Source organism: Paenibacillus sp. FSL L8-0663 (genome assembly GCF_038008125.1).
GTDB classification, from domain to species: Bacteria; Bacillota; Bacilli; order Paenibacillales; family Paenibacillaceae; genus Paenibacillus; species Paenibacillus polymyxa_D.
The window spans coordinates 2,696,165-2,710,389 of sequence record NZ_JBBOYM010000001.1 but is presented as its reverse complement, the minus strand read 5'-3'; the positions used below and the strand labels follow the sequence as shown (position 1 = coordinate 2,710,389).

The 14,225-nt window shown below is 43.7% G+C and carries 10 protein-coding genes and 1 pseudogene; 4 read left to right on the top strand and 7 right to left on the bottom strand.

The features are described 5' to 3' along the window. Positions 1-298 precede the first annotated feature (298 nt). Complete coding sequence (locus MKY75_RS11905) at positions 299-1,171, bottom strand: LysR family transcriptional regulator (RefSeq protein ID WP_340885394.1); 873 nt, start codon at positions 1,169-1,171, stop codon at positions 299-301. A gap of 111 nt (positions 1,172-1,282) precedes the next feature. Here MKY75_RS11905 and dapA point away from each other — a divergent pair, with 111 nt between their 5' ends. Continuing rightward, entirely contained in the window at positions 1,283-2,164 is an 882-nt protein-coding gene (gene dapA, locus MKY75_RS11900) for a 4-hydroxy-tetrahydrodipicolinate synthase (RefSeq protein ID WP_340887089.1), read from the top strand. Positions 2,165-2,623: 459 nt separating this feature from the next. Here dapA and MKY75_RS11895 read toward each other — a convergent pair whose 3' ends face one another. The 3 genes from MKY75_RS11895 to MKY75_RS11885 all read right to left on the bottom strand — a co-directional run bounded on the left by MKY75_RS11895 (position 2,624) and on the right by MKY75_RS11885 (position 7,186). Continuing rightward, positions 2,624-2,728: a DUF6254 family protein gene (locus tag MKY75_RS11895; protein ID WP_023988604.1), complete on the bottom strand. Its 105-nt coding sequence runs from the start codon at positions 2,726-2,728 to the stop codon at positions 2,624-2,626. A 235-nt stretch (positions 2,729-2,963) separates the two neighbouring features. Continuing rightward, a complete protein-coding gene (locus MKY75_RS11890; protein ID WP_340885391.1) occupies positions 2,964-5,357 on the bottom strand; it encodes a cellulase family glycosylhydrolase in 2,394 nt (797 codons plus the stop codon). A gap of 914 nt (positions 5,358-6,271) precedes the next feature. After that, positions 6,272-7,186, bottom strand: a complete 915-nt coding sequence (locus MKY75_RS11885; protein WP_069011336.1) for an arginase family protein — start codon at positions 7,184-7,186, stop codon at positions 6,272-6,274. Between the two features lie 106 nt (positions 7,187-7,292). On the opposite strand from MKY75_RS11885, the gene MKY75_RS11880 reads away from it, so the two are divergent. Then, entirely contained in the window at positions 7,293-7,634 is a 342-nt protein-coding gene (locus MKY75_RS11880) for a winged helix-turn-helix transcriptional regulator (RefSeq protein ID WP_029518466.1), read from the top strand. Positions 7,635-7,756: 122 nt separating this feature from the next. Here MKY75_RS11880 and MKY75_RS11875 read toward each other — a convergent pair. After that, a pseudogene (locus MKY75_RS11875) lies at positions 7,757-8,268 on the bottom strand (glycoside hydrolase family 2); the annotation flags it as partial. Positions 8,269-8,466: 198 nt separating this feature from the next. Continuing rightward, positions 8,467-10,527: a beta-galactosidase gene (locus MKY75_RS11870; RefSeq protein ID WP_340885388.1), complete on the bottom strand. Its 2,061-nt coding sequence runs from the start codon at positions 10,525-10,527 to the stop codon at positions 8,467-8,469. A 149-nt stretch (positions 10,528-10,676) separates the two neighbouring features. Between MKY75_RS11870 and MKY75_RS11865 the strand changes: the two genes are divergently transcribed. After that, positions 10,677-11,519 carry a helix-turn-helix transcriptional regulator gene (locus tag MKY75_RS11865; protein ID WP_340885386.1) on the top strand — a complete coding sequence of 281 codons (843 nt, stop codon included), beginning with the start codon at positions 10,677-10,679 and terminating at the stop codon, positions 11,517-11,519. Positions 11,520-11,688: 169 nt separating this feature from the next. Here the strand turns inward: MKY75_RS11865 and MKY75_RS11860 are convergent, their stop codons facing one another. Further along, complete coding sequence (locus MKY75_RS11860; RefSeq protein ID WP_165150619.1) at positions 11,689-12,576, bottom strand: LysR family transcriptional regulator; 888 nt, start codon at positions 12,574-12,576, stop codon at positions 11,689-11,691. Positions 12,577-12,686: 110 nt separating this feature from the next. Between MKY75_RS11860 and MKY75_RS11855 the strand changes: the two genes are divergently transcribed. Beyond that, on the top strand, positions 12,687-14,072 hold the full coding sequence (locus tag MKY75_RS11855; RefSeq protein WP_340885383.1) for an MFS transporter: 1,386 nt from the start codon (positions 12,687-12,689) through the stop codon (positions 14,070-14,072). Positions 14,073-14,225: the final 153 nt, after the last annotated feature.

Here is a 14,225-nt window from a genome sequence, read left to right as displayed (position 1 = left end):
TCATTTGTCAACTCTAAGCATGATTTCAGACTCTTCAAAGTAAGATTACGTCATTTACTCGTTTGTTATAGTAAGCTACTTCTTCGTCTATATCGTAAAACCGGCATTGCCTGACCACGTAGTCATCGGAGCCATACGCTATTCTTCATAGTGATCCCGCTTTTCAAATTAATTAATGCACATTTTGATTGCTTATTTTTCAAAAAAATACGTGGATGATTTGAATAAACTGTGAGCGCTTCTGGTTTCCACTAGGAAGCGCTCGTACTGTATATTAATTTTTGATATGGAGGAAAATCTACATTCTCATGCTCTCCATAAAAAAGCTCAATGCGTTGGACACCCACTTCTTGGGATGAAGAACAAGCTGAATTTCCAGCTTGAGCTCGGCATGCTCAAAGGGTAACACCTTCAGCTCTTCCCGTTCAATCTCCTCCAGCGCAGCCATTAGAGGTAGAATGGATATACCCTCTCCAGTCTTGATGCTCCGTTTGATCGCTTCCGGATTACCCAGCTCCAGGCTTACGCGATAGGTGATTCCATTTGCTCGAAGCACTCTCTCCAGCAGTTGTCTGTAGTTGCACGTATGCTCGGGCATGATCCACTCCGCACCCACCAGATCATCCAGGCCGATCCGCTCTTTAGCGATAAGCGGATGGTTCGGATGGACAATCAGCACAAGCGGTTCTTCTCGAATCGTAATCCACTGCAAGGCCGGATTGCTTGAATCGTCCGCGAGGATCAGTCCAACATCGGCCTCCCCTTCCCTGACCTGGTGCAAAATCATCTCTTCGCGATCCGTATGCAATCGTATGTTCAGATCAGGGTATTCTTTGCGAGTTGCCTGCATAAACGGCGGCAGAAAATACGAAGCGATGGAATCCATAGTACCGATCGTCATAGAGCCGCCGCCCTGCTTGGCCAATTTTTCTTTCGATTGCTCGAAAAGCTCCAGCATTTGTCCAGCAAGCTTGAACAGTTCTTCCCCGGCAGAGGTAAGACGAATCTTGTTGTTGCTGTAGCGTTCGAACAATTTGACTTGATACGTTTTCTCCAGCTTCTGAATCTGGGTCGTGACGCTGGATTGTGCGTAACCGAGCACTTCTGCTGCTCTCGTAAAGCTTTCACGAATAGCAACTTCCCGAAATGTCTGAAGATAAATGAAATCCATTCTGGCCACCCCATCGAAAATTTTGATTAGAATCATCGCTTATTATAGATAACTCCGATGCTGTCTCCTATGTTACATTAGATTTAATTCAACGGGAAGGGATAACTGATGATGATGAACGAACAACATATTCATGGGATTTTCATACCGCTGATTACACCTTTTACGCGTGACTATAAGTTGGACATCGATTCGTACCGGAAGTATGTTACCTATCTTGCAGGCCATGACATTCAGGGTCTGGTTGTTAACGGTACGACAGGAGAGTCGCCAACCGTATCCTGGGATGAAGTGAAGCAAATGGTACAGGTGACGCAGGATGTTCTGAAGAGCATGAACAAAACCATTCCGATCGTCATTGGCACTGGAACGAACGATACTTATTCAACGGTGCATCGGACGGAAATGGCGGCTGAATTAGGAGCGGATGCAGCCATGGTGGTCACTCCGTATTACAACCGACCGACGCAGGAAGGGATCTTGGAGCATTTCCGTGTCGTATCTCGTGTAGGCCTGCCTGTGCTTGTATATGAGATTCCGGTTCGTACGGGCAGTCGCATGACAATAGATACCATACGCAAGGTGCTGGACCTGGATGGCGTAATTGGGCTCAAGGACAGCACGGGCGGTCTTGATCTGCTCTTAAAATTGACCCAGTACGAGACCAAGCCTGTCCTCTGCGGAGAGGATGCCTATTTCCATGCCATGCTATGTCAGGGAGCTGCCGGCGGTATGCTTGCATCCGCTCATCTCAATATCCAGAAGTATGTGGATACGTACCAACGTTTTGTAGCTGGCGACATGAACGGATCGCGAGACAGTTTTAAGCTACTGGAACCGCTGATCCAGCATGTATTTGCAGAGCCAGCCCCGGCCGCGATCAAGTGGTGGCTTACCCAGCAAGAAATTATTGCCGCCGAGCAATTGCGCCTGCCACTTATGCCACTGTCGGATCAGGTGAAGCAGGGTCTCCTGAATTCAATCGTATCCTGATAAATCAGCTTATCTCAGACTACCCAATCATAACGTAGAAGAAGCATCTCCTAGTCAGGAGATGCTTCAATTTTTAGCCGGAACTGGCACCCTTCTGAAAAACGAATTTAAGAAGATACCTTCTATACTAGAACGCTATAAGTTACTGGTCTAAAATTGGTGAAGATGAATGTAGCACATAGCAATTTGATGTTTGAAGACATGTCTTCTATCGAGCTTAAAATGTCCGAAAGATCATTGCGTTGCTTGATCCCCACCCAATCCTAACTGTCTGTCATCAAGATACACTTTTTGCAAGTCCCTCAATCTGAAAAGCTTACAAGCAATAGCTGAATGGTTGCTAGTAAATCCAGTTGCAGCATTAAGGGAATTCTTTGTGTAAGCGAAATTATTGCAAAAAGAAGCTGCCGATGAATTTCATCGACAGCTCTTCTCTTTTAAGCAGTATACTCGTCAATCCTATTCGCTGGACAACTCCTTGAGCGATTTGACTTTACCATGGGGATGCTGTTCTTGCTTTCGTGACTTCCAGGCTGCTTCTTTCCTTTTCTTCTGGTGAGCCATAACAGAGATCCTCCTTTGGAAATTGTGATGTATACTACTTTCTTAAGTTGTCATTTCTCAGCTCTGTTCATTCATAAAACTAAATTCGCTGGATTTTTGGAATAACTCAAGGTGTAATCTGGATAAGCCAACTAGCCTTCTTGGAAGCGAGAAATGTAGCTGCATGTGGAATCGGCCGATAAGAGGATTTAGTACATATAACTGCGCCCGCAAGATTGGAAGGAGCGGTAGAAGGCTATTTGTCGGCTGAACCAATATAAACTGTGCTTAATTTCGATGTCGCCCTAATACCATTGGGACCTTCAATAATAATACGACCTTGTTCCGTAAAACTTGTTCCTTCCCAGTCAGTAGCCATATCCAAATAATCGAGACCCGCGCTGTTTCCTTTCCAAGACCATGCTAGATAACCTACCCCCTTTTGCTCAGCGTAACTCATAATGGTAGCCTCATCAACATCACCACTCGTATGCTTGATGCCGAATTCACCAATCACAAGAGCCAGGTTTTTATTCAGTACATTATCCATGTTGCTTTTTACTGTAGCAGCATTTCCACCGGCATATTCATACATATGAATAGAGAACATCGTATTTTTAAGCGGATCTGCATTAAAGACTTCTGTTCCGTAGTCAAAAATAGATTGCGGATACTGTCCCCATCCTGCTCCGTCAACCATGATTGTGTTTTTGATGCCGGCATTTCTAAGCTTGGGTATAACAGACTTATAGCCTTGCGCCCAGCCTCCGCCATCCCATGTTCCATACCATTCGTTCGCAATATTGAGGATAACGGTGCTTTCTTTTCCAATGAGTACACCTTTCATTTCAATCCAGTAATTCGCAATATTATTCAATACAGTAGCGCTATCAGACCCTGTACCATCATGTACTTCAAGGACAACAACCAATTTGTTTTGCTCTGATAAAGTGATTAAATTCTGTAGCTCAGACAGATTGTCTTTTGCCCATTGCTGACCATCCGACAGTACGATTCTGATGGTGTTCGCTCCCGTTCTCGCAATGGCAGGGATCGCTGCTGACTCTTGACCCTTATACCATGTATAAGCGTGATTGATTCCTCTCATTACGAACGGATTTCCGTTGGCATCGTACAGCGTTGTTCCGTTAATATAAAAGCCTGTATTCTCAGAGGTAGCATTTGTCGTCACATTTGTGATATTGCTTGTTGTTGAAACATTCCCTGCCGTATCCCTGGCTTTTACTGTGAAGCTATACGTTGTATTGGCGGTAAGTCCTGTCACCGTATAACTTGTCGTGTCGGTTGAATCGACTAATGTTGTTCCATTATACACATCGTAGCTGGTAACCCCTACATCGTCTGTTGAAGCATCCCATATAAGACTTACCGAAGTGTTTGTTTTGGAAAAGCTTTTCAGGTTCGCTGGTGCCGTTGGTGCTGTCGTATCAGCGGTGGATTCGACAAGCGTAAACTTCCATTTCTGCTGATCATTTCCGTTATCCACCCATTGCTGTACATTTGCCCCATCATTAGTATAACCCCCGATTACATCCAGCGCTTTACCGCTAGATTTAACGAGCAACTTATAATATCCGCCGCCGACGCTAATAATCTTCCACTTTTGATTAGATAAGTCGTTGTCTGTCCATTGCTGCACATTAGCACCATCTTCGAGAGAACCTCCAGCTACTGTTAATGCTTTACCGCTGGATTGCACAATCAGTTTATAGTATCCATCGCCAACGTCGATCACTTTCCATTTCTGCTGGGGTCTGCCGCTGTCCGTCCACTGCTGCACCTTGGCTCCATCGGCAGTGGAGTTTCCTGCTACCTCTAGGTTTTTTCCGCTATGTTGTGCTGTTAGTTTATAAATTTCACCTGAAACAATACTTGTGTCGGATGCGCTAGTGTTCACATCAATCACATTGCTTGCAGCCGACGCGTTCCCAGCAGCATCTCTGGCTTTCACATAAAAGCTGTACGCCATGTTAGCTGTTAAGCCAGTAACGATAAAGGACGTTGACGCACTGGAGCCTATTAGCTTTGATCCGTTGTAGATGTCGTATTCGGAAACCCCTACATTGTCTGTAGATTCCGTCCACTCTAAGCTTACCGTCGTATCAGATATAGAGGAACTAGTCAGACCGGAGGGCGCTGTTGGAGGTGTGTTATCCTCCGGTTCGTCGGCTGAATGCACTTCGAATTCCCAGAGAGAATATCCGTAGCTAGTAGCCCTTTCGATGCCGTTCATTCTTACATACCTTGCGTTTGTTGCTTCGAAAGATATCTTCTCGATTCCTCCCTCTCCAGTCGTAGTGGAATAGACGGTAGTCCAATGATCATTATCCGTTGATGTTTGAACTTGGAAGGACTTCGCATAAGCGGCTTCCCAGTTAAGCGTAACCCCATTGATTTCGGTAGTATTGCCGAGATCTACACTTATCCACTGTGGATCTGAATATTGTGAAGACCATCTAGTTAGTGAATTCCCGTCAATCGCAAAATCAGCCGCCTTACTCGAATCTTCGACGGAGCTTGCAGTTGCCGATTTGGTGAGAACAAGGCTTTCGGAAGCGTTCACATTTTTGATCGGCAACAGACTAATAAGCAGACCAAACAAAATCAAACATGTTATGGTTTTTTTCATCTCAAAACCTCCAATTCATATAAATAAACAACTGCTTGATTAGTCCTGTATTATTCATCTTGAAGTTCACTAATTTACCTAAATTGTCTTTTCTAGGTCGACCCTCCCTTCATAGTTTTCTATTCAAATCTTCATCCCAAAGGCTTAATAAAGGCTCCTCCTTTAACCGCTTTCATTTAGAGTTACATCACTTATTTCGCTTCGATTGATTTTCTATATCGTCCTCCAGAGATAAAATTCATCAAAGCGACCTAAAGCATATATATTTTTGTCCTCCAGCACTATTCCTTGATTAATAAAAAGTTTTAAAATCTATTTGAAAAACTCATAACAATGCGCCTGAATCATGTAAATTATTTAATTAGCTGTTATTGTAACTCCCTAAAAGAAACGTTTTTTAAAGAGACTATGAGCTAATGATCAATTATTCAGCAAATGATGCAAGTGAACCGCCTTCCCACATTTCCCACTAATTCAGTGTCAAACCATCATTATAAAGATTATAGGCACCTTTGAAGGCTTACTATAAATTTTATCCAAAACAAAAAAGCCGCCAAAATGGCGACTTCTTATGCGTATATATTGTTGTCTCTCCTTGCAGTGCTGATGATGTTAACCAAGCCATAGTGAACAAAATAGCCTATACTTAACACACTCCATTCCAGTCATCCCCTTTGTCCAAACGCTCTCTAGGCTCTAACCTCACTTCTGGCAATCCTGGATAAACAGGCATTTCTTCATATATTGGGTAACCGATTTCAACGTACTTTTACATAATAAGACGCTTCTGTAATTAGTTTTAAGATCCATTATAGGGGATATTCGCCTAATGTGCAGCTTCCGAAAAGTACAAGCGGAGTAGAACCAGACAAACTGTAAGCAGATCATTGTTCTCTTATAATCCGTGTATGAACTTAGTTATTTAATATAGGTATCTCTCCAAGCAGATTTTTTAAATTAATAGAATCCCACGGCATATGCTCCGTTATACCTAAGCCAACTACATCTGTTTCTTCAGATAGTTCTCTAATCAGATTAAGTAGTTGGGGCATTTGCATTGTTCCCGCAGGAGAATAATTATAAGGTGCTTCAGGGTTGGCGAATAATAAAGAACGAAATGCTTTTGGGTCAAGCACATCTAAATCAAGGTGAATAGCCAGATGCTTAATGCCACTTTCTTTAATCCACTCTTTTATAGATTCAGTACTGTTTGTTAACTCTTGAGCTTCTGCAGTTTTAATCCCTAGTCTTTGAATCACTTCTGTATCTGGTTCTGTTGGTGCTATACCTAGTCTTTGAAACGCTTCTGAAATCACTTCTATTTCTTGCTCTGTAGGAGTTGCTAATCCTGCGATAAAAACATTTTCTGGTTTTAGAGGGATTTTCACATGCTTTGCGAATTCCTCATCTCCTTCTCCCAACAGATTTCCGAGCGGTAATGTATGTCCGTTATCATAGCCTACATATCTAACTAAATCACTGTGAGCATCGATCCAAATTAAACCTAATTCCCCACCATATCGTTCGTTTAAATAGGCAAATGGAGCTTGTTCCACTAAGCAGTCACCACCAAACATTACAATGCGATCTGGCTTATGAGCATCAATGATATGCTGAGCAGCCTCTAATTGTTCAAGTAGCTGTGTTCTCCCATTCATACCGTTTTCGTTTTCAAGTGGAGTTCCATCATAAGCTTGAACTGGAACATGAATAAGGGGTTGATCATTATCCGGAGCTAGCCAAGCAAGCAGTTCGGCTCCAAAAGAGTAATTAGGATTGTTTCCCCCTTGCCATTGTGGCATTAACAGGCGTATTGTTTTTTTAGTCATGTTATTCTCTCCTTTACTTCAAAAGTAAGGTTAGTATAAACTGAACACAAATAAAAACGTAGTACGCACTATTTTGATAGGTACTACCCGAAAGGATATTGTAACCATGAGTATGGCTGAATTTAAAGGTAAAGTTAAAAATATTCAAGATACACCTTTTGGTTATACAGTTTCATTGATTGGTGGTAAATGGAAAATGGTTATTATTTATCTCCTAGCCGAAAACCGGACCGTTCGCTTTAATGATCTGAAAAGACAGATAGGGGCTATTACTTATAAAACATTGAGTTCACAACTAAAAGAATTGGAAGCGGATGGTCTGGTAAATCGAAAAGAATATCCTCAAATTCCTCCTAAAGTCGAGTACAGTCTCACAGATAAAGCAGAAACGCTATTACCTGTTTTGGAAGGATTATGTGAGTGGGGAACAAAAAATCAAAATAGTTAAATCCAGTTTTCTACTAAAAAGCCTATATGCGAAAAGTATGCTGAAGATGCCGTATTCCTTATTCTCCAACGGAAGAGACAGCATACAGCCGTTCTGCAAATACTATTATCTTAATTATCGCTTCAAGCCAGATTTATCTCCCGAATCACTTCAAGCGGAACCTTCGGTTTTCGGTCTTCCGTCAACAACCCGTTGACTTCCTGCTGTACATCGGTCACCTGTGTATAGCAATAGCCCGAGAGATAGGGGGTCGCTTTAATTGCTCCGGTGATTGCACGGAAACGTTCGATAGAAGCTTCGACTGAATAAAGGAAATGCTGTTGTTTACGATGCTTTCCTTTTCCTGATATCGCCCCAAAAACTCTTCGCCCGTTTCCACATAATCATGAAGAGTTAAAAATATCCGAGACCGTTTGCGTGAACTGCTGCTGGCTTACATCATGTTCAATGGTCGATATGCCACACGATTCATTGGACGGGCCCAAGTTATGATACTTGGATGATTGTACTGCTGCGGTACGATTTCCAGCCATTCCTTCGTAAAGCGGCTAACCGCCTGATCATTGAACTCAAAGGTCGACGTCATTTCTGACCAGACGAGCATGCCTTTCACATCACACCAATATAAAAAGCGTCAATAATATTGTATTAAATTATTAATTTTGTATTAAATACCGATCATGTTCGATTTCTCTGGTTCAAGAACCCATAGGAAAGACAGCGATTATTGAGCCGAACCTTGTACACAAAAACAACATGTTATTCCCTTGCTTAATACAATAAAAAGCCACTGATCTTCGGATTAAGATCAGCGGCTGATGCTCTTTTTATTTTAAACTTTCTTTAATACCCATACTCCATACGGTTCCAATGGTACGGTACCCGTAAGCTTGCTACCGGAAAGGAGATCTTCCGTCTCCACACTCAGTTTAACCTGAGCCGTTTCTCCGCTGTAATTCAATAGAAATACCAGCTCTTCTTGTACATCCGCACGAATAGCAACTTCTACCGTCGAAGGAGCTTGGCACCACCCCGCAAGCGGAGATGCCACCGGCAGCTGTCTTAGAAGCTCAGCCGCTATCGGTAAGTCAAAAGCTGCGCCCCAATAGTAGACCAGTCCCTCGCCAACACGATTGACGGTCAAGGCCGGTTTTCCTTCATAGTAGCTTGATGCGTACTCTGCAAGTACTTCTACCGTATCAGCATGAACATTCAAAATGTCGTTGAAGTCTGGAGCCCAAAAATCAAGGGCTTGTTCCTTAAACCGCACCGATACAGGTGATGCCGTCCCATTTACCATCGTAAAGTCCTCTACATGAACGCCACTCATTTCGGCTGCAGGCCCTGGGAGTAGCTGCATACGGCAGTGACCAAACTCGTTCTTATAACCGGTGCGGCAACCGAAGATCAGGATGCCCCCATCCTCTACATACTTCTGCAACATAGCTGCTGTACTGTCTCTTAGGATCGCCGGATGTGTGTATACTAATACCTTGTAATTTCCCAGTTCCGGCAGCTGCTCTGATTCCATACCCGGACGGATTGTAACCATATTCGAAGGTATATGTCCATACTGCAGTGCCTTGTACCAGCCGAGCTCACTTTGCTTTTTCAAGGGACCATACCATTTATCCAACTCGCCATCCCACTCGTTATCATAATCACGAAGTAGAGCAACTTCTGCCACGTAGCGTTTGCCAAGAATCCGTCCTCCGACCTTTTGCAGCTCCTTTCCGACGCGGCCTGCTTCAGCGACCCGACGATTCGGCTGATTGTGATAATCATTAATTCCATGCCAGTACATTTCCGTACCAAACGTTGCCGTTCTCCAGCGGAAATACAAAATCATATCTGCCCCGTGAGCAATGCTTTGGTAGGTCCACAATCGCATCTGCCCCGGACGCGGGGATGGCATCTCCATCCTGTTCACCCATCCTCCCGGACCGGATTGCTGCTCCATCACGCAGAAATTTGGTGACATCCCTCTGACGTTACTTAAAGAAAGCCCCCACTTGCGATCTAGCAATGGCTTCTCCCCTTGGTCCGGATAAATGGTACTGAATTGAGGGTAAGAATCGTACGAGAAAAAATCAAGTAGTTGATCCGTCATCCTATGGCTATCCAAATGCCCGAACACACCGTTGGTTGTCACCCACTGATTAGGCGCCACTGACCGAAGTATGTCCACTTGTAGCTTGGCAAACGTAATGGTGTTATCGGATATAAATCGTTTCTCGTCCAAAGCCTGATGAGGATTCGTTGACCCGGATACGGTTGGACGAGTTAGATGAACCTGCTTCCAGCTGTCATAAGTTTGATTCCAGAATACAGCACCCCAGGCCTTGTTGAGCTGCTCCAATGTACCGTATTTTGCCTCTAGCCAGCGCCGGAAAGCCTGATGATCTGCCTCGGCATAGAAGACGTTTATCTCGCAGTTCAGCTCATTATCAATTTGCCACCCAATGATGGCCGGATGATCTTTGTAATGTTGTGCTATCTCTCTTGTAATACGTGCACAAAGCTCCAAATAAATGGGACTGCTATAATTATAATGCCGACGCTGACCGTGTTGGAACGTGACCCCCTCCATGGATACGTTCAGCACTTCGGGATACTTATAAGTAAGCCATGCCGGTGGCGTGGCTGTTGGAGTGCCCATGATCACTTGAATCCCGATCGAGTCTGCCTGCTTCAAGAAACGGTCAAACAGCGTGAATTCGAATTTTCCTTCCTCCGGCTCGAAGATCGACCAAGCAAATTCTCCAATCCGAATGATGCTGAAGTCCAGTTCTTTCATTCTTATGAGATCGTCCGACCACAACGATTCGTCCCAGTGTTCAGGATAATAACAAGCTCCCAAATGAAAGCGATCTAAAGATAAGGATTTCGGCATGCTCCAATTCTCCTTCAGTAGAAGTGATAGTACAAAAATGTGATTCGCTTATAATTGTATCTATTGTAATATAAGAATAAATGGATTTGAATAACTCGATTTTGCTAATTGAATTACTTTTTTGCTAACTTACTCAAGGAGATGGATACATGATTAAAATAGATTGTTATCTTCCTTCACCCATTCTAAATAAAGGTATACTGTTTCCCGAATCGTTAGGGCATTACAAGAATTTCCCCAATCATGGGGAGCGAAGGAATCCAGGATTACTGATAGAATACAATTTACATATCATTTTTGCAGGGAAAGGCGCTATTGTGCATGATGGGAAGGAAATCGAGCTTACGCCTGGTATGGGCTTTCTTTTCGGCAAACATACGACGCAGCAATATCGAACTAAACCCGAGGATCCCTGGGATGTCCGATGGATTCATTTTGACTGGCAAGATGTAGATTCGCTATTACAAGGCCGAAGCATGCACGAACCGTATCTGTTCTCGCTCCATCGGCCAGAACATTTAAAACCGCTGATGGAAGAAATGTTGCAACTTGCCCAAGCTTACCGTCACGACTATGATGTACGGATCTCTTCCCTGCTTTATGAAATTCTTCTGGAGATCGTCCACCATTCCAACCAAATTTTCGGCACCTCTCCCGGCGGCACCGTCCATGAAAGGATTCGTCATACGGCGGAATTTATTCGTGTGCATTGTCGGAACATGCTCGATTTGAAGACAATGGCTGCGACGTCAGGTTATAGCTCCTTTCATTTTAGCCGGCTCTTCCATCAGATCATGGGCAGTACCCCAGCTCAATATTTACTCCAATGTCGAATAACGTTGGCCAAGCATCTCCTTGTATCCACGGCACTCACTGTAAAGCAGATTGCACTGGAAACTGGCTTTCATCAAAGCAGCTATTTTATCAAGAGGTTTCGGGAGCAAACAGGTATCACACCGGAGCAGTTTCGTCAGCTAAGAAGGATGGGTTAGTACAATCCAAAAACTTCTTCAATAGCTGGGCGTGTGTGTATGGTAGCATACAAATTGAAATTACAAATTTTACAGTTGAATAAAAGAATAAGCGGCCGCTTAGGACGTTTGGTTAACATGTCCTACGCTACCGCTTCTGTTAATGTTTTTATTTCGCTTATATTTGGGATTAAATTGTCTGTTGGGATATCGCTCCGAAATATTCTACAACTACCTCACGGAATTCCAGAGCAGCCCGCGAAATATACCGACTCCTATGCCATAATAAAGCGATCTCCCGTACCAATTCGTGATTTTCTACTCGGAGATATCTAAGATGTTCCCGTGAATTCCTTGCCGTGCTTGGTATGAAGGCTATGCCAATTTCAGCTTCCACAAGCGTACTAAGCCTTGCAGGTTCATCCCCCTCATACACATATCTAGGTACAAATCCTTCCGATTTGCATACAGAGTCCACTAAATCGCGAGTACCGTAGCCTTTCTTTACACCGACAAACCATTCATCCCTTAGATCTGTCAACGTTACACTGCTTCGATCTGCCAGCCGATGCCCCTTTGGAACAGCTACAAGGATTGGGTCGATAAACACGATCTGGCATTCGATGTTATCCCCCTCTATTGGAGGTGAGGACAAGCAAAAATCGACCTCGCCTCTATGAAGAAGCGTTACCATTTCCTGTGTGGTCAGCATTTGCACATGAAAATGAATATAAGGTCGCTTTTTCCGAAACTCTCGCAGGATATTGGGTAATGTGCTTGCGGTGGTCACCGCCAATTCGAGAGTGCCATATTCCGGGCTGGAAAAATCGCTAAGCTCCTGCTTCCCCTGCTCCAATTCAAATAAAGCCCTCTCTGCACGGTGAAGGAATCTGCTTCCGAACTCATTCAATCGCAGTTTCCTCCCTGTTCGATCGAATAGAGGAACCCCCAGATCTTCCTCCAGACGCTGAATCGTTTTGCTCAGCGACGATTGAGTAACGTGCAGACTTCGTGCAGCTTCGGTCACATGTTCCAAACGAGCTACCGTCAGAAAATATTGCAGTTGAAGAAGTTCCATTATGCCCTCCATTCATTCCCTCAAGTCAATGAGATTATAACATCAAATGCGTTGGAATAAATAATCGATTTCAAGTACGATGACATTAATTCGCTATGGGGGGACCAGAAATGAGCGTTCGCAGCTGGTGGTTAATGATTTCAGTTGGTCTAGGGATACTATTGAACCCATTAAATTCTTCGATGGTTTCAGTTGCTATTCCAAGTCTACAAAGTGTGTTCCATCTTGACTTTACAGGTGTTTCCTGGATTATTTTTTCTTTCTACATTGCAAGTAGCATCGCTCAACCTGTCATGGGTAAGGCCAGCGATTTATTTGGTCGTAGGAAGATATTCCTTACCGGGCTTGTTGTAGCCTTCATTGCATCATTATTAGCTCCATTATCACTAAATTTCGGGTGGCTCATCATGTTCCGCATTGTGCAATCCATCGGAACAAGCATGATGGTTGGAGTTGGAATGGCTATTGTTCGAATTCATATTACAGAGAAACAAGCAACTGCGTTGTCTGTTTTGTCCATATTCCTATCTGGAGCAGCAGCAATTGGCCCCTTTATTGGCGGGGTCTTGATTCATTGGTGGAATTGGCCTGCTATCTTTTTCATCAATATTCCGTTTGTGGTGGCCAGCTTTGTATTGGCTTGGAGGAATATTCCTAAGGACGAACTGCCAACATCCGTAGCACGCAACATGTCTTTTCGTAAATGGTTTGATTTGATTGATGCAACAGGGATTCTGCTCTTCACATTGGGTCTGGTTGCCCTGCTAGTTGGGTTACTCTCGGCAAAATCATCTGGGCATATCTCATTAGGAAATGTCATTGTCGGGCTGATAGGCTTCGTTGCGCTGGGGGCATTCGTACGACATGAGTTAAAAGCGACATCACCCTTTATTCCTTTACGCACATTCGCCAGTTACCCTGCAATGATTTGGATTAATGTCGAATTCATGCTCGTTAACGTACTATATTACTCGCTCTTTTTCGGGCTTCCGTCCTACTTGCAAATGGTACGTCATGTCAGCGAGTTCCAAACAGGCATTCTCATGCTAAGCTTAGGCTTGTGCTCGCTAATTACTTCTCCCATTGCAGGACAATGGATCGATAAATCAGGACCCAGACCGGCATTGCTGGTGTCCGCAATTCTGATGACATTGGGGTCAGTGTGGCTCGTGACATTGAATCCAAATTCACCGGTTATCAGCGTGTGTTTGGCTTTAGCTGCATTCGGTATTAGCAACGGTTTGAACAATGTAGGTATGCAAGCAGCCCTGTTCCAAAGTTCTCCAAAAGAAATAATCGGTGTAGCATCCGGATTATTTAGCACATCAAGATATCTGGGAACCATTATCTCTTCATTATTGATAGCTATCGTAATGGGAGGTACATTTAGCTTCAAGGGATTTCAAATGCTTGGGATTATCCTCACGGTAATTGCATTGTCTTTGGTATTCATAAGTCGGCGGCACCAGAAGCCAGCGCAATTGCATGAGTCATAGGTTCACCAAGTTCATAATTCAAACCACAAAAGCCGTAAATATCCGAGGTTAATGGAGACTTGCGACTTTTGTGGTTTGTTCAGATTACCCCAAAGCCATTTGAAAGCTTTGGGGCAGTTTCCCTATTTTGAACTCGGAGCCTGTTATTAATGT